An 18985-nucleotide genomic window follows, 5' to 3' on the forward strand; every position below is an offset into this window, starting at 1 on the left:
TAATTCATGAGTGAGCAAGAACAAACCAGCAGTCGTCCTATGAACGTGAGTTATAAGGAACCTAAGTTGCCAGGTTCTTCACTAGTAGTTTGGTTGATTGGTATTGGTTTAGTGATACTGCTCGTTTGGGCATGGGTATTTAGTTTAGAAGAAGTTTCCACTGGTACAGGTAAAGTTGTTCCATCTTCAAAAGAGCAAACTATTCAATCACTTGAAGGTGGTATTTTAACTAAACTCACTGTTAGGGAAGGTGATATAGTTGAAAAGGGACAAGTTTTAGCTCAATTAGATCCTACCCGTTTTGCTTCAAATGTGGGTGAATCACAATCTTTACTGATTTCTGCACAAGCAACAGCAGCGCGTTTACGTGCCGAAGTTGGTAATACAGCTTTGGTTTTTCCAGAAGAGGTTTTGAAAGAGCCTAAACTGGTAAAAGAAGAAACGGCACTTTATTACTCACGACGCATGAACTTAGAAGAGGCCATTTCAGGCAATCAACAAGCACTTAGATTGGTACAACAAGAGTTGGCCATGACTGCACCGTTAGTTGAAAAAGGGGCCGCCAGCGAAGTTGAAGTCTTACGCTTAAAGCGTGAAGCAAACGATTTACAAAATAGAATCAATGATATTCGTAATCAGTACTATGTAAAGGCACGCGAAGAGTTATCCAAAGCCAATACCGATATTCAAACTCAACTACAAGTGGTTAAAGGACGAAGCGATAGTTTACAACGTGCAGTATTTAGAGCACCCGTTCGCGGAGTAGTGAAAGAAATTTCTGTCACAACAGAAGGAGGGGTTATTCCTCAAAATGGTAGTTTGATGACGATTGTACCTTTAGAGGATAAATTATTAATTGAAGCACGTATTTCACCAAGAGATATTGCGTTCATTCGTCCTAACCAAGATGCTTTGGTGAAAATCACTGCATATGATTATGCTGTGTATGGTGGATTGGAGGGTAAAGTCATTACTATTTCACCTGATACTATTCGTGATGAAGTAAAGCAAGATCAATTTTACTACCGTGTTTATATTCGCACTGATTCAGATCGACTTTATAATAAAGCGGGTAAGGAGTTTAGTATTACCCCAGGTATGGTTGCGACAGTAGATATTCGTACTGGCCAAAAAACAGTCATGGATTATTTGCTTAAACCATTCAATAAAGCTAAAGAAGCACTGCGTGAACGTTAGAAATTGACCTTTTTTGATTTAACCTCGCTGAGAATGCGAGGTTTTTTATTTGTATTGTAAAAAGCTATAATCACTTTTTAAGTTTGTATTTATGTTTTATGCCATTCACGATCGCGAACACTGTAACTTTTGAAGAAGAAATAAAAAAAAGTCGATTTCAAGCGATTGCAACAGTTGTTGAAAATGAACAACAGGTGAAAGACTTTTTAATAGAAACAAAAGATCCGTCCACTACCCATCAATGTTGGGCATGGAAGATTGGACATCATGTTCGATTTAATGATGATGGTGAGCCATCTGGTACGGCTGGACGTCCAATTTTGGCAAGCATTGAAGGCAATGATTTGACCAATGTGATCGTGCTGGTCAACCGCTGGTATGGGGGCATCAAATTGGGAACAGGTGGATTGGTTCGTGCCTATGGTGGTTGTGCTGGTCAATGTTTATTATTGGCTGAAAAAATTGAATTGATTGAAAAGAAACAAATTCAGTTGAGTTGTTTGTTTAATGAATGGGCAATTATTCAATATGAACTTATGCAGCAACACATCGAATACCAAGAAAGTTATACCGAAAATGGTGTTTTCATTGAGGCACGGCTACAACTTCATCAAATTGAACCTTTAAGACAAAAACTTCAAGATGTTACTAGAGGGCGTGAGCATCTACATGTTGAAGACTAGAATTTGCACGCCCTCTCTTGCGAGCTTGCGGAATAGTGTTCCTCGCTCTCAGGGCGTGAGCATTTACATGTTGAAGATTAGAATTTACAAGCCCTCTCTTGCGAGTTTGCGGAACAGTGTTCCTCGCTCTCAGGGAGTAAGTAATTGAAAGGGGTAGAGAGGCAACAACTTGATGAATGATCCTTTATTAAAATATAGAGAGCAGCATAAACATCGTCTCAATTATATGCCGTGGTTGTATTGGTCGCTCAAGCCTAAACAACGTGAATGGGCTGAAGCATGGCAAGATGAATATCAAGCGTATTTGATGGAAATGGAAACAGTTGAGATTGGTCAGAATTGTTTTATTTCACCATTGGCACATATTTTTGCTGAGCCAGGACGCAAAATTACCATTGGTGATAATACTTTCATTGCCGCTGATTGTACCTTGCATGGTCCTTTAGTTATTGGCAATGAGGTTGCAATAAACCATCATAGTATTTTGGATGGTGGGCGCGCAGGGATTCAGCTACAGGATCAAGTCAGAATAGCGGCCTATAGCCATTTATATGCTTTTGATCATGGGATGGAACTGGATCGTCCAATCTACCAGCAACCCGTGACATCCAAGGGCATTGAGATCGGCAAAGATGTTTGGTTAGGTGCGCATGTGGGAATCAAAGATGGGGTCAAAATCGGAAACCATGCTGTGGTTGGGATGAATAGTATGGTCACCAAAGATATTGAAGATTATGCTATTGTGGCAGGGAATCCAGCAAAATTGATTCGTTATAGAACTGAATAAAAAGCATTAAAAAGCGTATGAGATTCTATACATAAATTTAACCTATCCTGCTTTTATCTGTGTTAAGTTAAAAATAAGTAGAAGACCTAAGGTGTCAAACCTAAAGAGAGGCCAACATGAATCGCGTAATTGCATGTATTGATTCTTCACCTTGTATTGATGCTGTGGCTGAGGCCGCAGTTTGGGTTGCGAAACAAACCCAAAGAGAATTAGTGCTGTTGCAAATCTTGGATTATTATCCTGCAAGCTATCATTTAGGTGAAATCAGCGGTGTGATTGGCTTTGAGAGTAATGCGATGTTGCTCAAAGAGCTTGCTGAGTTGGAACAGAAGCAAAGTGAGTTAGCTCTCGATTATAGTAATAACTTACTCAATCATATTTCGGAGTTAATCGAGAAACAATACGGTTTAACCAGTAGCAAAATTCAAGAAAAAGGTGATTTTCTTGAACAAAGTTTTAATCTTCTTCATGAAAATGATGTGGTGATTATTGGTCGTGTTGGCGAGCGAGCTGCGGAGAAAAATAAACCCATTGGGAGTAATGTTGAGAACTTTATACGTGGTGCAAATTGTACTGTAATTACAGTTGGAGAGCATTTCGAACCTCCTAAACGTTTTATCTTTGCATATGAATATTCACCAACCTGTCAGAAAATGTTGCAACGCATTGCTCAAAGTGATTTGTTGAAAAAATTACAATGCCATCTGCTCTATGTGGGTGATCATCCTGAAATGCTTACTGAGCCAGCAAAGTATTTAACGGATGCAGGTTTGGATGTTATGCCTATTTATCGTTATGGCGATGTTGCACAAAATATTTTGGAATATCAAAGGGAACATAATGTGCAGTTAATCGTATTAGGTGCTTTCAGCCATAGTAAAATTCATCAATTTTTCTTAGGTAGCATTACTACTTCGATATTTAGAAATGCAAATGTACCGTTATTGGTCGCTAAGTAATTCATTTTATTCCATATAGTTATCCGCAAATACTGTGGATAACTATATGGAAAAGCACTATGTAAATTTGTATCTATTTGATATTTAATAATTAAAAAAATCAGTTCGTTTTTTGATCTTTACTTTACAATCGCAATTGCGAAGCCATCATGTCCTTTTGAACCCACTGTTTGTAGTGCTGTACAAGATAAAAGCTGAGGATGATTTTTGAGTGCAGCGAAGGTTTCCCGAATGCCTTCAATACTTGGTTTTTTATTATTTTCATCCAATATCGCGCCTGAACGAATCACATTATCCAATACAATAATCGTTCCTGAATGAGATAACTTCAAGCTGAGTTCCAAGTATTCAGGATAGCTTTGTTTATCTGCATCAATAAAAATCAAATCAAATGCCTCACTGGATTCTGCAATGAGTTGATTCATGATATCTGCGCCGCGTCCTTTTTTAAGTTCAATCTGGGTAGGCATATCGGCATAATCAATATTTTCTTGGGCGATGGCCGCATGGCTATCTCGTCCTTCAACCGTAAGTAGGTAACCATCAGCAGGTAATGCTTGCGCCAACCAAATTGTGCTATAAGCGGCAAAAGTTCCAAGTTCTAATACACGTTTACATTGATTCATTTGAATCAACATTTGCAGGAACATACCTTGATTCGGTGCAACAGCCAAATGATTAGAAAGACCTTGCGTATCGGTATTGTCTAATGCATGTTGAAGTTTAGGATCTGAGGGGATTAAATGTGAATTGATATAGTCATCAATGTCGGTCCACATCTGTTGCATAATCAGGCTTACCTTTGAATCTGTTTGCAGCATTTTAAACATTTATGCTCAGAGTGCAATTTGATTACTGAATAAAAAAAGAGATCATTTAGATCTCTTTACTGAAAGTGATCTTTTATTCTAAAAGTTACACATTGAGCTGTTACGTGTTAGGTCTGGGCCCCAAGTGCGATAACCCTGAGTATCAATATGAATCTGACCTGAGCGATATAGACCAATACCAAGATTTAAGCTTTGACCATGCTGAACCCAAAACTGACATAATTTAAATTTGGATTGTTCGATAAATGCATAATCCTGCGGCTGAGGGTATTCAGGACCAATACGAAAATCGATGGCAGAGTTAAATAAATGTTTAGATGAACTTGCACCGCCAGCGCATTCGTTTAAAGGTAAATCACGATAGACAGAGGTCACTTCAAAATCGGTTAAAATTTTTGCAGAAATAAGATATTTAAATACACGCAAAGTTGAAAGAGAGTTGCCCCACAATTCACGGTTTGGCACAGCATACTCATTGCGACCACATTTCTGCCAATCTCTTGCGGTTCGTAATAATTCAAAACTTGGGATAATGTGAGCGACTTGATTACGTGTTAAAAACTGTTCATATTCACGAACACGAGCATAGTTTTCGCCTTGTGCCAACCATCGACGATAGGAAGCTGGCTCTACTTTATCTGGCGTTGGTCGTGTAAAAGTGACTTTTTCCTGAGGAATATGGATTCTTTTGCCTTTACTTACTTCTGTTTTTGAACTGACACAGCCGACCATCATCACAGGGATGATAAAAAACGATAAGAAACCCTGTAATTTATTTCGCAACATAAAAGCCAGTTCACAATCTAAAGACACGTTATTTTAATGCAAAATAACGTATACATAATGGGTCAATTGCAAAGAAATGTGTGATTCAAGTATTAAAAAAGACCAGTAAAACTGGCCTTTTCAATTACTTTTCTAAATATTGCAGTTTATTCGGTTTTCCATTCCATTCTTCACGATCGGCAGGTTGTTCACCAATTTGAGTGATATTGTTACCCGCCCATTTTTCAGATAATTCAGTATTGAGCTCAATAAAGATTTCTTGACCTTCAGGTAGTTCATCTTCAGAGAAAATCGCATTTGCTGGGCACTCAGGTTCACAAAGCGCACAGTCAATACATTCATCTGGATTGATGACAAGGAAGTTCGGGCCTTCATAAAAACAATCGACAGGGCAAACTTCAACACAATCTTGATATTTACATTTAATACAATTTTCAGTGACAACAAAGGTCATGGCGACAGCTACCTAAAAATACGGTTTTTGTTTGGAATGGGCTATTGTAGGCAAAAATGGGGTGAACAAACAATTGCTTTTATTGATATTGTTTATTTATACATATGAAAAACAGGGTAACATGTTGATAAAAATAAATATGTTCTATTGATTCGTTGATTTTTAAAGACATAATACGATTAAGTATTTGTCTTAATCAGTTGTTTTGATCTTTCCCTTTAGGATTTCATTGTGCGCTGTTTTTGATAAATGACGCTATAGAACACATCAGGTGAATATCCTCTGGTTCTAATTCCCATAGATGTTGATCCGGTTGCGCTAATAGTTGGGCACCATGTTTGAGATAAAAGTCTACCGTTCGTTTACTTGGTGTTGCTGAAATATAGAGTTGTTTAGCACCCAATTGCTGTGCTGATTCTATTGCGGAATGCATGAGCAGTGCCCCGATGCCTTGACCTTGGTGATCTGCATCAACATAAAAGTATTGCAATAATTTTGCTTCAGGATAATCTGTAATAAGTTGATTGGATACGACTTGAACACCAATTAACTGATCATGTGAATTAAATAACCCGACACATAATCCACCTTGTTGATGGATTTGTTTTAATAAAGGTGGATCATTATCTAGATGAAAGCCATCCCAATTCTCAACATCATAAAAACAATCGACTATGTCTAAATGTTGTTTGTGTTGCACGTACATTTGAGTAATTAATTCGCGACGACTGATCTGTTGCCAGATTAAATCGATTTCTGAAACCTGTAGTTTTCTGAGCACAAAATTCAGCATTTGTCCCTTCGATTGATTACTCATTTTATTCTGATGATAGGGTGGATGATATAACGATGCGGTTTATCTTATTCATAAATTTTTTTCCCAGAACAAGTCTCATTCAGTTGTTCTGGGAAAATGTCTTTAGGATCTCAGTGCTGCTTTTAGTGAATAGAGTTGTTCAAGTGCTTGACGGGGCGTAAGATCATCTACATCAATGCGTTGTAACAAATCTAAAGCTGGTGAATGGACTTCCACTTCAATAATTTTCTCAATCACTTGGGTTTCTATTTGAGGATCAATTGAACTGAATAAATCTGTTTGCACTGTCTTTTGCAAGATATGATGTTGTTGCTTTTCAAGAATTTTCAAACGCTTTTGCGCTTCTTTAATCACACTTGCTGGAATACCCGCCAATTTTGCAACTTGTAAACCGTGACTTTGACTTGCGGGGCCATGCTGAACTTTGTGTAATAAAATTAAATTACCATTCAATTCCTGTGCAGTAACGTGATAGTTATCGATACCTGTTTCACTGCCAAGTTCAGTCAGCTCAAAATAGTGGGTGGCGAAAAGGCATAGACATTTCACACGCTTAGTCAAATCAAGTACACATGCCCAAGCCAAAGAAAGGCCATCATAAGTACTGGTTCCACGACCAACCTCATCCATTAACACCAAGGACTGGTTGGTGGCATGATGCAAAATCTGTGAGGTTTCGGTCATCTCGACCATAAACGTTGATTTTCCAGTTGATAAATCATCGGCTGAACCAATACGGGTAAAAATACGATCAATTGGACCAAGTTTTGCAGATTTTGCGGGAACGAAACTTCCACAATAGGCAAGAAGGCTAATCAGCGCGGTTTGACGCATAAATGTCGATTTACCCCCCATATTTGGACCAGTAATGATCGCCATGCGATGTTGTGCATCTAAAAATGTATCATTTGGGGTAAACGGTGTTTTATTTAAAGCTTCTACTACAGGATGACGACCTGCTTGAATCTTAATCCCTGTTTCAGGACTAAATTCTGGTCGAGCCCAATTGTTTAATCGTGCTTGATGGGCAAAGTTGGCTAGTACATCAATATATGCAATTGCAGCACTCATCATTTGTAAATGTGCAATGTTTTGGCGTAATTCATCCAACAATGACTCAAATAACAGTTTTTCACGTGCTAATGCGCGAGACTCACTAGAAAGTACTTTGTCTTCAAAGCTTTTCAGTTCAGGGGTGATATAACGTTCAGCATTTTTTAGGGTTTGACGACGGATGTAGTCCGCTGGTGCTTGTTCTGCTTGAGCACGAGTGAGTTCTATATAATAGCCACTGACACGGTTATAGCCGATTTTAAGTGTATTGATTCCAGTACGTTGACGTTCTCTAATTTCTAAATCAATTAAGAATTGACCTGCATGATCACGGATCTTGCGGAGTTCATCCAATTCCTCATCATAGCCTTCTGCAATTACATTGCCATCACGCAAGAGTACCGGTGGATTTTCTACAATCGCTGCCATTAACTGCTGATACAAGCTTTTAAAGTCACCAAGCTCATGATCAAGTTGGGTCAATAATTTAGATTGTTTGGCTTGTAAAACAGGCGCTAATGCGTGTCGTAGAAAAGGAATTTGTGCACAGGCATGACGTAGTTGGACTAAATCACGCGGGCGGGCACTGCCTAAGGCAACGCGACTTAGAACACGTTCGATATCACCAATTTCTTTTAGCACTAAACGCATCGGTGCTTCATGGTATCCCTTTAAAAGCTGTTCTGTAGCATCAAGGCGGGCATCTAAAACGGCTGTATCACGAATGGGCTGCATGAGTGTTCGGCTGAGTAAGCGTCCACCCATGGCGGTTTGACAGTCATTCACCAGTTGAAATAAGGATGTACCATGGTCAAATAAAGGATCAATAATTTCTAGATTACGACGCGTAATTGGATCGAGGGCTATAAAATCGGTGCTTTGTTCTATTTGAATCGCGCGAATATGAGGCAGCGCTGTTTTTTGTGTTTCTTTTGCATAGTGAATCAATGCCGCAGCGGCAGCCTTTGCTAGCGGAATGGGATCTAATCCGAAACCAGATAAGGTCGAGACAGAAAACTGATCACATAAGGTTTTTTGTGCGTTATTTAAATTAAAATCAACATTTGGTCGCTTGGTAATTGGGCAGTCAATATTCTTTTTAATCTGTTCAATAATATCTTGATCAACTAAATCTTCATCGATCAAAATTTCACTTGGCATTAAGCGAGCTAGTTCAATGGGAAGCTGTTCTGGCTTATAGTCTTGTTGTTGAACTTTAAAAATACCAGCACTGAGGTCTAGTAAAGCGAAGCCGACTTGATTTTGTTGGATACATAGCGCAACAAGATTTGAGGATTGATAGCTACCAAGTAAAGCATCATCGGTTAAAGTACCCGGTGTTAGGATACGAACCACTTGCCGATCCACAGGACCTTTTCCAGTAACCTCACCGACCTGTTCACAAATGGCAACCGTTCGACCTGATTTAACCAAACGCGCAAGATAGCCTTCTGCCGCATGATAAGGTACACCAGCCATAGGAATAGGTTCACCACTAGCTTTACCACGATGGGTTAGCGTAATACCCAACAGCTTGGCAGCAAGACGAGCATCTTCAAAGAATAGTTCGTAAAAATCTCCCATACGATAAAACAGCAGGGCATGTTGATGCTCCATTTTTACTTTTAGATATTGCTGCATCATAGGGGTGTGGGAAGAGAGATCAGCCATGATTTCTTTGCTGTTCATGTATAAAAATCCTTAAAAATAAACACTAAATCTCATGCTTTAAAAAATTTGGCTGTCTAACCAATTCTAACAACTTCTGTTTAAATCTGACCTAATCTAAGAAAAAAGTGTACCTTTGAGTATCCCTTTTTTATGTCAAAATTGAGTCAACAGTGTTTGAGAATGTATTACGATTTTCTCAGGTTTGTCATCTTAACAAATTTGAGCTGATTGAGAAAAAGGATTGCGTGGATGAGTGAGGAAATTAACAACAAAAAATAAAATTGCTTTATATGTTTGGGCAACAGAGAAGGTAAGGAAAAAAGTGATATTGGTGAGGGGGCCTAGTTCAGCTATAAAAATTCCACCTATACCAGAGATGGAATTTTTTATGAGTTAAATAGCTTAGATTCAAAGTACAAAAGGATATTGTATAAGATCTAAAAATCTTATTTGATTTGTTCTAAACCTTGATCATCAATAATTTGAGTTACTTGCGGTGACTTTACAAATTGGATTAACTCCTTCGCTAATTCCTTATGGTTAGAATTTTTTCCCATACCCGCTGAGAATATAGTTACTTTTTGAAAAGGGGCTGGAATAGGTCCAACTAACTTGACTTGTCCATACTTACCAGTGAAGGGCTTGATTTCACTAATTTGTTGAAAACCAATATCGAATTGTCCTTCAGCTATTCGTTTCGCAACTCGATCACCTACAACTTTTTCAGCTTTATTGGCAATTACTTTGTATTCAACAGGCGGGAAACTCGGAAAAACATCTTTTTCAAGATGTGTTCCGCTTGCACTCGCAGAATACCCAATTTGACGTGCATTCAATAATGCCTTTTTAAAGTTTTCAGCAGAACTGATATCTGGCTTTTTAGCACCTTTAGGAATCGCCATACCAATTCTAGAGTTCACTAAATCGACATGCATATTTGAGTCAAGATAACCTTTATCAATCAGTTTGTTTAGTTCTGGAGAGGCGAGAATGACGACATCAAATTGTTCACCACGTTCTAATCGATTTGGAATAGAGGTGGTTGACGTTCCCATCGATGAACCAGAAGACAACTCAATCGTATGACCTGTTTTTTCCTCAAAAAGAGGGATGAGTTTTTCCATAGAAGAATAAAACCCACCGGAACTAATTACTTTGAGTGTATCTGCATAAACTTCAACTGAACCGAAGCCAAAACTTGCTAAGCAAACAATTGTTAAGATTGGAGATTTTTTCATGTAATATCACTTAAATTGGACGTAGTATGGAAAATGACTAGATCGATCACATTACTGATAAATAAAGAATTTTTTGTTTTAAATACTATTTTCTGAGCATCGTCATAACATGGCGCTGTTGTTATGGAATAGCACAAGATAAAAATTAGTATGAGATCTGATACGGGTTAGAAACTAGCTGGGGTGTTTATATATTGGCATTTAGAAACCTCCTTGTTCTATATTCTTATGCTTTACTTTGACTGATCTTATGCCTAATCAAATAGATTCAACTTAAATGAGATTAAAAAGAATCTTTTGAGTAAAGAGTGACGCTTTATGTTTACGATGAACATGACATCGATATTTAGAAATAAGTCTATTACTCAATCAAGAATGTAAACCTAAATAAAAGTCAGGAGTGAGAAGCTAAAACTAATGAGGTGTTTAAAAAAATTAATGGCGTTCTAGAGAATTAACTCAGAACATGGCCAGCTTTGATTTTGTATAAGCGTTTTAACACAAGCTTTTATGGCTGATTTTGCGGCTAATGCGGCAGGAGACAATTGTTCTTCGGCGAGACTTACTAAATAATTGATACGTTCAATTTCTGGTTCTACGATTTTAAGTAGTTGTAATTTATGTTTATATTCTTGTAGACAAGCACTCCCTGGACGAATGCTTACCAAGTCCAGATGAATAAGACTATCCATGAGTAAATGTAAGCCATCAATCTCATAGGCAACGTTCACTACCCCAATCTTATGTTCCAAGAACTTTCTCAAACTATGTCTTTGACGAGGTAGAACTAAGGGGATATCACCGATGTGTTGAGATTGAATCACACCACTGTTGATACAGTCATTAAGATGATGTTTTTCTAAGACCTCTCTACGTCCCATTAAATACATTTGCTCTCTAACCAAGGGCTGTATAGACCATTGCCTGTCTACTTCATTGGTAAAAATAATAGCGAGATCAAGTTGACGTGAATTAATTGCTTGTATCAGATTACCTGATAAGGTTTCTATCATTTCAAGACGGATATCAGGATAGCGTTCTGACATCAATTTCATTAAGGGTATCCCCAACAAGGCCGTAATTGTTGGTGGCAAACCAATACTGACATGACCTGAAAGTCTTGCTGAGTGCGCCGCATCAATTGCAAAGTTGATCTGTCTTAGAATTAATTGTGAATGTTTTAAAAATGCAAGTCCTGCTGGTGTTGGTGATACTCCAAAAGCATTCCGCTGTAATAAACGTATACTCAATTCTTGCTCAAGCTTACTGATCTGCTGACTAATAGCTGATGCACCAATATCAAGTTTCTGCGCAGCTTTTCCAATACTTCCAGCTTCAACCACTGTTAAAAAGTATTTTATTTGTTTAATTTCCATGAAAAAAATTCTCTAAGCATCCATGTTAAATTTTCAAAAAATATTACTCAACAGATCAAGTAATATAACTTTAACAGTGTCTACGAAATTAATGATTATTCAAGCAAAAAAATATTGATCTTGAGCAGAGAGAATGTAATTACTTAGTTTTAAAGACTCAGGTCATATTTTTTAAAAAATAGTTTTTGCGGATTTTTTAATATTACTTTAATTAAAACAATATTTTATTTTGATTTTGTGCAGGTCTTATCTAATGCTGGAACACTATGAAATTAAACACTATTTAAAATAATTAAATACCCCTTTAATTCTTCGCTATCACAGAAGTTCCCTTTTTCAAATTAAAGTAAGGAAAATTTGAGAGGGAAGAGATCAATGGACGATGTTCTCATTGTTGGCAGCGGGAATGCTGCGTTATACCAGAAATGTTTGCATGCTTGTGAATGTGCGATGTCACATAAATTTGCTGTGAATACTGATCATATAAAGACAAAAGTTAGTTTAGAAACGCATACGAATTATCGTATTCGCGGTATTAGCTTATATCTATAAAAAGTTACTAATAACGCCAGTTTCGGTTGGGTTGAAGCTTCATTTTTCTATTGTTACGTCAAAACTCACTGTTTAAAAAAGAATTTCAAAAAAACTTCAAATCACTCAGACCAAACAAAGACCATGGAGGTCCCAAATGGTAGTCGGAAAAACTGTAATGGATGACTCAAAGGATATTTTTACAATGAAAAAACTTTCATTCGCGTTAGTGGCATGTTCGAGCTTGATTTTTACTGGATGTAATACAGGTAGTGCTGCAAAAGAGGTAGGGCAGCCTAAACGTCCTGAATGTATTGCCCCTGCAAAGCCTGGTGGTGGTCTGGATATGACTTGCAAATTGATTCAATCAGGTTTTAAAGAAACTGAGGTTTTGAATGATCCAATTCGTGTGACTTATATGCCCGGCGGTGTCGGAGCGGTTGCTTATAATAAAATTGTAGGCAATGACCCTGCCAATAATGAGGCAGTGATTGCATTTTCCACAGGGTCATTATTGAATTTGGCCCAAGGTAAATTTGGAAATTTCACAGAGAAAGATGTGAAATGGCTTTCAGGTGTTGCCGTCGATTATGGTCTGGTCGCCGTGCATAAAGATTCTCCCTACCAAACTTTAGATGATCTGATAAAGGATCTACAAAAAAATCCTAAGGGAATTAGTTTTGGTGGTGCTGGAAGTGTAGGTGGTCAGGATTGGATGCAATCAGCAATGCTTGCCAAAAAGGCAGGAATTAACCCAACTGATATGAGCTTTGTTGCTCTAGAGGGAGGGGGCGAAGTTTTAACTGCACTTTTAGGTCAGCATATCAAAGTGGCAGTTGGAAATATTAGTGAAGTCAGTTCAAATTTAGAAGCGGGAAGAATACGAGTGCTTGCTGTATTTGCAAATGAGCGCTTACAAGGCAAATTTTCAAACTTACCAACTGCGAAAGAGCAAGGCTATGATATTGAATGGCCTGTGATCCGTGGTTTCTACATGGGTCCTCAAGTTAGTGATGATGCTTATCAATGGTGGAAAACATCATTCGATAAAATGATGGAAAACAAAAAATTCGAAACTGTTCGTAATAATCAAGATCTTTTGCCATTTGCACTGACTGGGGACCAAATCACAGCTTATGTTTATAAGCAAACTGACCAAATGCGTCAATTATCTGCTGAATATAAATTATCAAAATAATCAATGAATACGTGCCAGACCACAGGTTTGGTACTTTTTGTTGTGTTAAGGAATAGTGATGAAATCAGAACGTATCCTAACGGGGATTATTGCCCTTTGTGGTTTGGGTTTGGTGATTTATGCAAGTAACTTTGATGCTCCAATTTCCTATGACTCTGTTGGCCCTAGAGCCTTTCCAATTTTGATTATGGGACTGATCACTGCAAGCGCAGCTTATTTGACGGTTAGACCCTCGATTATGTTTGAACCAGTTGAGCTGGGTTGGAGCAAACATTTAGTTTTTAAAATTGCATTGTGTGCACTTGCATTGACCTTGTATGCCGCTTTATTTGAGTTGTTGGGATTCATTATCGCAACAACACTACTGACGATCGCGCTCGGAAAACTGTTTAAAGGGAAAACACTTCCCACCATTATCACCGCCTGTGTTTTAGGTATTACAACTTATTATTTATTTGACCGTGTATTAGATGTGCCATTACCAATGGGACTGTTGGGTTAAGGATGACAACTTTATGGACATATTAAGTTTTTTAATGACCGGTTTTGAAGTTGCATTGCAGCCACAGAACTTATTAATCGCATTTATTGGTGCATTTATTGGGACGATTGTGGGATTGCTGCCGGGCTTGGGGCCTATTAACGGTGTTGCCATACTTTTACCGTTTGCGTACGCGTTGGGTTTACCTGTGGAAAGTGCTTTGATCTTACTCTCCGCAGTTTATCTCGGTTGCGAATATGGGGGGCGAATATCAGCAATTTTGATTAATGTTCCCGGTGATGCAGGTGCGATAATGACCACTATGGATGGTTATCCTTTAGCACAGCAAGGCAAAGCGGGCATTGCGCTATCACTTTCATCCGTAAGCTCATTTATTGGAAGCTTGGTTGCCTTTATTGGAATTGTTTTCTTTGCACCTATTCTTGCAAACTGGGCAATTGCATTTGGGCCTGCTGAATACTTCGCTTTGATGGTCTTTGCGATCGTGTGTTTAACAGGCTTAGTGAGTACACAACCTTTTAAAACATTAATTATGGCTTTAATGGGGTTAGGTTTATCAACGGTTGGAATGGATGCAATTACAGGTGTATATCGCTTTACTTTTGATAGTGTTGGTTTAAGTGATGGCATCGCATTTACAACAATTGTGATCGGCTTATTTAGTGTCAGTGAAATCCTTTTGTTACTTGAAAGAACAACCATCGGAAAAGTAGTACTCGCTCAAGGTAAGAGGTCTTTATTCAACTTTAAAGAGCTTATGAGTTCTTTAGCAACCATCATACGAAGCTCATTCATTGGTTTTTTCTCAGGAATTTTACCGGGTGCGGGTGCCAGCGTCGCGAGTGCTATGGCCTATACCACGGAACGTAAACTGGCTGGTGAAAAAGGTAAATTTGGGCAGGGTGATCTAAGAGGATTGGCTGCTCCTGAAAGTGCGAATAATGCTGCTGCCTGTGGATCATTTATTCCTATGTTAACCTTGGGTGTGCCTGGTTCGGGTACGACTGCTGTTATGATGGGCGCTTTGACTTTGTATAATATTACGCCGGGTCCTCAATTGTTTTCAGAGCAACCAGTATTAGTCTGGGCACTGATTGCTTCACTCATGGTTGGGAACATTATTCTTCTAGTTCTGAATTTGCCGTTGGTTGGCTTTTTTGCCAAGTTACTCAATATTCCTAACTATATTCTTATTCCCGTGATTGCAACTGTTAGTTTCGTAGGCGTATATGCTATTCATAGTACGATCTTTGATTTATTACTTTGCATAGGCTTAGGCGTTGTTGGTTATGTATTGAGGAAATTTGATTTTCCATTGGCACCCTTAATTTTAGGTTTTGTCCTTGGTGAATTGATGGAGTCAAATCTACGCCGTGCGCTTTCTATTTCCCATGGTGAGTTAAGTATCTTATGGGATAGTAATATTAGTATGGGGTTATGGGTGATGTCTGGACTACTTTTGATATTACCTTTTGTAAGAAAATACTTATTTATCAAAAAAAATATGAATAAATAACAACTTTAAGGTCAGGATTCCTGACCTTTTTTAATGAATATAAAGAATATAGGACTAATTCTGATAGCGTTTTTCAAATTTTTTGTCGCCATTCTCAAGAAGCATGGAGGCCGATCATTACGATTTTAATCAGCACACATTCCATCCATGTAATTTAAATTTTAAGATGCCTCAATGGGCTGTATTTTTTTAAAAAATTCAATTGATACTGGATAGTCTCAGGGAAATATGGTTCGAAATAAGGATCAAAATGATTAGCATCCATCTCAACTACCTGAAGCAAGGGGTTACAAGCACTTTTTATTTTTTCAGGTACAAAAGGAGCGACCGTATCACGTGTTGCACCTATGATCAGCATGGGTATTTGTATATCTTTCAATCGTGTCCAAGGTCGATAGAAACCCATTTTTAACAAAGAACGAGCTGTTACACGATTATCATATTTTTTGCCGTTATTAGCTTTCAGTACTATCTGGAGAGCCTCCCAAGCTTGATCCCTATCCATAGAGCCAAACTCTCCAGTTTTGGATAAGGTCGGTATATGGAGTGGAGAACCCAGTTTGATCAAATCTAAAAAGCCATAACTGATGAATTTTGCTAATCTTTTGAGTGGCACTGCACGTACAGTTGCCAAACCATCTAACATCGGGACTTGAATAATGGCACCTTGTAATTCAGGATGCTGTGACGCAAGATCAACTACATGACCACCACCAAATGATGTCCCCCATAAATAGATAGAGTGGGCATCCACCTGAGTTTGACTTTTTAGATGCGCCAGAGCTGCATTGGCAGTTTTTACTCGTGTCCATGGATTAATATCCTGACGTGGCCAGCCACCGCTTAACCCCCAACTTGGATAGTCAAATTCCATTACTGCATATCCTTCTGCAACAAATTGATTAACGAATGGAGTTGTTAATCCTTCTTGGATGCTTCCCCATCCTCCGACCATCAGAATTGCTGGATATTCATTTTTAACCGATTTTATTGGCGTATGTAGCGTTGCGGCACAAGTAGTACCATCCACCAAGAATGTGGATTTCTGAGCTATAGTTTTTACTTCTGATGTATTTGGATAATTACGATTCGACATGCTTTTCTCACCTAATCTTTACTGTTAAAAGTGTACAAAATACAATTAATGTTAATTTTTTGATTTTGCTAACTTTTATTCTTTAAAAGGGTTCATGTGATTACCAAGAAAGTATTGCAGTGACATGGGTAAAGGACGAACACTACTCGCAATCACTTTATTAACTAAACCTGGTACGCATACAGGTTTACCTTTCATGACTGCATCCCAGCCTTCTTTGACGACTTGTTCAGGTTCTTGCCAAAGGACTGAGGGGAGGTTATTCGCTGCATCACGAGTACCCATCACATCGTGGAATTCACTATGTGTGAATCCAGGACAAAGTGCTGTGACATGAATCCCCTGAGGTTTCAACTCCATATCCAGTGATTGAGAAATATCTAAGATATAATGCTTGATTCCAGTGTATAGAAGGCTTGCTCCAGGTGGCGAAAATGCTGCGAGTGAGGAAAGGTTAATAATTCGTCCCCAACCATTTTTTTGCATTTGGGGTAATACTCTATGGCAAAGTTCTGTCACGCTCGTGATCATCAATTGGATTTCTGCTGCTAGTTTTGACCAAGGCGTTTCTGCAAATGCAGTTTTGCCCGACAGACCTGCATTATTAATTAGAATATCTATTGTGATTCCCAAACTTTCTGCATAAGACATAATCGCAGCTGGTGCGGATGGATCATTTAAATCCGCAGCAAAAATATTGCACTTGATATTGTATTTTTTTACTAATTCATCCGCTAGTTCATGTAAGCGTTCCTCACGACGTGCGACTAATAATAAAGAATATCTTTCTTTTGCTAAATGATGTGCAAATGCTTTGCCAATTCCAGCAGAAGCACCTGTAATGAGTGCGGTACGATTTTTTATGGTCATTTTACTTACCTATGTTAATGAGAGGCTAGTTTTGGAATTTCACGTGAACTAATCTTAAAGCCATTCCGCTTACGACCAATATCACCTCTATAGGGTGTATGAGGTCCTTTTAACAAAAACGGATAAGGAATAAGACGTTGATTATTTGTAAATCCATACGTACCAATGCCAAGATATAAATCAGGTGTAACCTTTCTGATTTCATCTACCATATTGATACTGCCGCAGATGGAGTGAAATTGTCGATAAATAAGTTGATACGCGGGTTGGTTGTCGAAGCGAGAGGGGGCTATCATTGTCAGCATTGGATAACACTGAACAATGCGATGTCCTTGTAAAAAAGTGTTATAACCGCGACCTGTAGTGGCATCTATAGGTCGAAAAGCCTTACTAAGCCATCGACGAAAAGGGTTGTTTAAAGTGATTTGCCCCATCGTGTCTGCTACCCAATTGGGTTGTGCTAATAGACATGCAGCGTATTCACCATTCATCTCTTCTATACTTGGTGAATCAAGTGTCTGAAACAAATCGAGAAGTTCATGTAGTGAAAGTAGTAGCAAATCTTCTTCTGTAAAATATTTCTTCATATTTCTTTCTCCCTTCTTTCTTGAATGCCATTCAAGATTAAGTTGAATTTAAACATTTCTTGAATGACATTCAAGATGGTGTAAAATAAAACCGATAAATGGTCTTCTTAGCTATAAATTTTTTAAGTTAAGAAATTGGAGATAGTGATGGCTCGTAATAAACGCCTACAAGACCGCGAAGAGAAACAAAAAGAAATCATTAGTGCGGCACGTACCTTATTTTTAAATGAGGGTTATGAAGCTACGTCTATGAGCCGAATTGCTGCTATTGCAGGAGTTGCACCAAACACAATTTATTGGTATTTCAAAGATAAAGATGAATTATTGGTTAATATTCTAAATACTGAACTTATCGATCGATTTTCTGCATATATTGAACTTCAAACAAAAGATATTGTTGAGCGCATAGTGTGGGTAATTGATCAGTTTAAATTGGTAAAACAACTTGTCAATACGGTACATGCACGATTGCATTTTTCTCCAGAAATTTATATTTGGCATGAGCGTTTTCATATTCTTGTTGAAAATCTATTACGCCAAGAGTTAAGACAGTCTGGCGTTGCAGAGGAGAGAATTGAGGCTAGAGTAAAAATTGCTGTTTTTACGGTTGAAGGATTGTTGGTACACGAAGTCACTAATAAAGAAAAATATGCAATTTGTAGTGAATTGTTTAATTTATAGAATTATGAAAAATTAATAAAAGTGAAAAAGTTTTTGGCGTGGATGAATAGTCACTGATTTTCTCAGGTTTGCCATTACAATAAATTTAAGCTGATTGAGAAAAAGGCATCCTAAAATGGATAAAGAATTAAAAAAAAGTTTTCCAATCAATTT

At 38.0% G+C, this 18985-nt stretch carries 19 protein-coding genes; 9 read left to right on the top strand and 10 right to left on the bottom strand.

What is annotated here, in order from left to right:
* The first annotated feature begins 6 nt into the window (after positions 1-6).
* The 4 genes from EXE30_RS03280 (at position 7) to EXE30_RS03295 (ending at position 3626) form a co-directional block, all read left to right on the top strand.
* Positions 7-1197, top strand: coding sequence for an HlyD family efflux transporter periplasmic adaptor subunit (locus EXE30_RS03280; RefSeq protein WP_130161181.1), 1191 nt, complete (start codon positions 7-9; stop codon positions 1195-1197).
* Between the two features lie 98 nt (positions 1198-1295).
* Positions 1296-1880, top strand: a complete 585-nt coding sequence (locus EXE30_RS03285; RefSeq protein WP_130161182.1) for an IMPACT family protein — start codon at positions 1296-1298, stop codon at positions 1878-1880.
* A gap of 172 nt (positions 1881-2052) precedes the next feature.
* Positions 2053-2667 (top strand): acyltransferase, encoded by a 615-nt coding sequence (locus EXE30_RS03290; RefSeq protein WP_130161183.1) that lies wholly within the window; start codon positions 2053-2055, stop codon positions 2665-2667.
* A gap of 116 nt (positions 2668-2783) precedes the next feature.
* Positions 2784-3626, top strand: a complete 843-nt coding sequence (locus EXE30_RS03295; RefSeq protein WP_130161184.1) for a universal stress protein — start codon at positions 2784-2786, stop codon at positions 3624-3626.
* Between the two features lie 119 nt (positions 3627-3745).
* On the opposite strand, the gene EXE30_RS03300 is transcribed toward EXE30_RS03295, so the two are convergent.
* The 7 genes from EXE30_RS03300 to EXE30_RS03330 all read right to left on the bottom strand — a co-directional run bounded on the left by EXE30_RS03300 (position 3746) and on the right by EXE30_RS03330 (position 11851).
* The gene (locus EXE30_RS03300) at positions 3746-4414 is read right to left on the bottom strand and encodes an O-methyltransferase (protein WP_130161185.1); all 669 of its coding nucleotides are present in this window, start codon (positions 4412-4414) and stop codon (positions 3746-3748) included.
* A 120-nt stretch (positions 4415-4534) separates the two neighbouring features.
* Positions 4535-5242, bottom strand: a complete 708-nt coding sequence (locus EXE30_RS03305) for a D-Ala-D-Ala carboxypeptidase family metallohydrolase (RefSeq protein WP_130161319.1) — start codon at positions 5240-5242, stop codon at positions 4535-4537.
* A gap of 124 nt (positions 5243-5366) precedes the next feature.
* A complete protein-coding gene (gene fdxA / locus EXE30_RS03310; protein ID WP_004668754.1) occupies positions 5367-5696 on the bottom strand; it encodes a ferredoxin FdxA in 330 nt (109 codons plus the stop codon).
* 226 nt (positions 5697-5922) lie between these two features.
* On the bottom strand, positions 5923-6489 hold the full coding sequence (locus EXE30_RS03315) for a GNAT family N-acetyltransferase (protein ID WP_130161320.1): 567 nt from the start codon (positions 6487-6489) through the stop codon (positions 5923-5925).
* A gap of 126 nt (positions 6490-6615) precedes the next feature.
* Positions 6616-9255: a DNA mismatch repair protein MutS gene (mutS, locus tag EXE30_RS03320; protein ID WP_130161186.1), complete on the bottom strand. Its 2640-nt coding sequence runs from the start codon at positions 9253-9255 to the stop codon at positions 6616-6618.
* A gap of 428 nt (positions 9256-9683) precedes the next feature.
* Entirely contained in the window at positions 9684-10475 is a 792-nt protein-coding gene (locus EXE30_RS03325; RefSeq protein WP_130161187.1) for a substrate-binding domain-containing protein, read from the bottom strand.
* Between the two features lie 446 nt (positions 10476-10921).
* Positions 10922-11851 carry a LysR family transcriptional regulator gene (locus tag EXE30_RS03330; protein WP_130161188.1) on the bottom strand — a complete coding sequence of 310 codons (930 nt, stop codon included), beginning with the start codon at positions 11849-11851 and terminating at the stop codon, positions 10922-10924.
* A 375-nt stretch (positions 11852-12226) separates the two neighbouring features.
* Between EXE30_RS03330 and EXE30_RS15850 the strand changes: the two genes are divergently transcribed.
* The 4 genes from EXE30_RS15850 (at position 12227) to EXE30_RS03345 (ending at position 15598) form a co-directional block, all read left to right on the top strand.
* Positions 12227-12403: a hypothetical protein gene (locus EXE30_RS15850; protein WP_165382358.1), complete on the top strand. Its 177-nt coding sequence runs from the start codon at positions 12227-12229 to the stop codon at positions 12401-12403.
* 136 nt (positions 12404-12539) lie between these two features.
* Entirely contained in the window at positions 12540-13580 is a 1041-nt protein-coding gene (locus tag EXE30_RS03335) for a Bug family tripartite tricarboxylate transporter substrate binding protein (protein ID WP_130161189.1), read from the top strand.
* A 55-nt stretch (positions 13581-13635) separates the two neighbouring features.
* Complete coding sequence (locus EXE30_RS03340; protein WP_165382359.1) at positions 13636-14082, top strand: tripartite tricarboxylate transporter TctB family protein; 447 nt, start codon at positions 13636-13638, stop codon at positions 14080-14082.
* 13 nt (positions 14083-14095) lie between these two features.
* The gene (locus tag EXE30_RS03345; protein ID WP_130161191.1) at positions 14096-15598 is read left to right on the top strand and encodes a tripartite tricarboxylate transporter permease; all 1503 of its coding nucleotides are present in this window, start codon (positions 14096-14098) and stop codon (positions 15596-15598) included.
* Between the two features lie 154 nt (positions 15599-15752).
* Here the strand turns inward: EXE30_RS03345 and EXE30_RS03350 are convergent, their stop codons facing one another.
* From EXE30_RS03350 to EXE30_RS03360, 3 genes are all read right to left on the bottom strand, one after another.
* Positions 15753-16694: an alpha/beta hydrolase gene (locus tag EXE30_RS03350; RefSeq protein ID WP_130161192.1), complete on the bottom strand. Its 942-nt coding sequence runs from the start codon at positions 16692-16694 to the stop codon at positions 15753-15755.
* A 75-nt stretch (positions 16695-16769) separates the two neighbouring features.
* Positions 16770-17564 carry an SDR family NAD(P)-dependent oxidoreductase gene (locus tag EXE30_RS03355; RefSeq protein WP_130161193.1) on the bottom strand — a complete coding sequence of 265 codons (795 nt, stop codon included), beginning with the start codon at positions 17562-17564 and terminating at the stop codon, positions 16770-16772.
* Between the two features lie 14 nt (positions 17565-17578).
* Positions 17579-18151, bottom strand: a complete 573-nt coding sequence (locus EXE30_RS03360; RefSeq protein ID WP_130161194.1) for a hypothetical protein — start codon at positions 18149-18151, stop codon at positions 17579-17581.
* A gap of 147 nt (positions 18152-18298) precedes the next feature.
* On the opposite strand from EXE30_RS03360, the gene EXE30_RS03365 reads away from it, so the two are divergent.
* A complete protein-coding gene (locus tag EXE30_RS03365) occupies positions 18299-18832 on the top strand; it encodes a TetR/AcrR family transcriptional regulator (protein ID WP_130161195.1) in 534 nt (177 codons plus the stop codon).
* Positions 18833-18985 lie beyond the last annotated feature (153 nt).

Source organism: Acinetobacter halotolerans (genome assembly GCF_004208515.1).
Taxonomy (GTDB): Bacteria; Pseudomonadota; Gammaproteobacteria; order Pseudomonadales; family Moraxellaceae; genus Acinetobacter; species Acinetobacter halotolerans.

Excerpts from the sequence above, each read along its gene's own strand:
- EXE30_RS03280 (WP_130161181.1), top strand. The coding sequence starts at position 7 with ATGAGTGAGCAAGAACAAACCAGCAGTCGTCCTATGAACGTGAGTTAT.
- EXE30_RS03285 (WP_130161182.1), top strand. The coding sequence starts at position 1,296 with ATGCCATTCACGATCGCGAACACTGTAACTTTTGAAGAAGAAATAAAA.
- EXE30_RS03290 (WP_130161183.1), top strand. The coding sequence starts at position 2,053 with ATGAATGATCCTTTATTAAAATATAGAGAGCAGCATAAACATCGTCTC.
- EXE30_RS03295 (WP_130161184.1), top strand. The coding sequence starts at position 2,784 with ATGAATCGCGTAATTGCATGTATTGATTCTTCACCTTGTATTGATGCT.
- EXE30_RS03300 (WP_130161185.1), bottom strand. The coding sequence starts at position 4,414 with ATGCAACAGATGTGGACCGACATTGATGACTATATCAATTCACATTTA.
- EXE30_RS03305 (WP_130161319.1), bottom strand. The coding sequence starts at position 5,242 with ATGTTGCGAAATAAATTACAGGGTTTCTTATCGTTTTTTATCATCCCT.
- fdxA (WP_004668754.1), bottom strand. The coding sequence starts at position 5,696 with ATGACCTTTGTTGTCACTGAAAATTGTATTAAATGTAAATATCAAGAT.
- EXE30_RS03315 (WP_130161320.1), bottom strand. The coding sequence starts at position 6,489 with ATGCTGAATTTTGTGCTCAGAAAACTACAGGTTTCAGAAATCGATTTA.
- mutS (WP_130161186.1), bottom strand. The coding sequence starts at position 9,255 with ATGAACAGCAAAGAAATCATGGCTGATCTCTCTTCCCACACCCCTATG.
- EXE30_RS03325 (WP_130161187.1), bottom strand. The coding sequence starts at position 10,475 with ATGAAAAAATCTCCAATCTTAACAATTGTTTGCTTAGCAAGTTTTGGC.
- EXE30_RS03330 (WP_130161188.1), bottom strand. The coding sequence starts at position 11,851 with ATGGAAATTAAACAAATAAAATACTTTTTAACAGTGGTTGAAGCTGGA.
- EXE30_RS15850 (WP_165382358.1), top strand. The coding sequence starts at position 12,227 with ATGGACGATGTTCTCATTGTTGGCAGCGGGAATGCTGCGTTATACCAG.
- EXE30_RS03335 (WP_130161189.1), top strand. The coding sequence starts at position 12,540 with ATGGTAGTCGGAAAAACTGTAATGGATGACTCAAAGGATATTTTTACA.
- EXE30_RS03345 (WP_130161191.1), top strand. The coding sequence starts at position 14,096 with ATGGACATATTAAGTTTTTTAATGACCGGTTTTGAAGTTGCATTGCAG.
- EXE30_RS03350 (WP_130161192.1), bottom strand. The coding sequence starts at position 16,694 with ATGTCGAATCGTAATTATCCAAATACATCAGAAGTAAAAACTATAGCT.
- EXE30_RS03355 (WP_130161193.1), bottom strand. The coding sequence starts at position 17,564 with ATGACCATAAAAAATCGTACCGCACTCATTACAGGTGCTTCTGCTGGA.
- EXE30_RS03360 (WP_130161194.1), bottom strand. The coding sequence starts at position 18,151 with ATGAAGAAATATTTTACAGAAGAAGATTTGCTACTACTTTCACTACAT.
- EXE30_RS03365 (WP_130161195.1), top strand. The coding sequence starts at position 18,299 with ATGGCTCGTAATAAACGCCTACAAGACCGCGAAGAGAAACAAAAAGAA.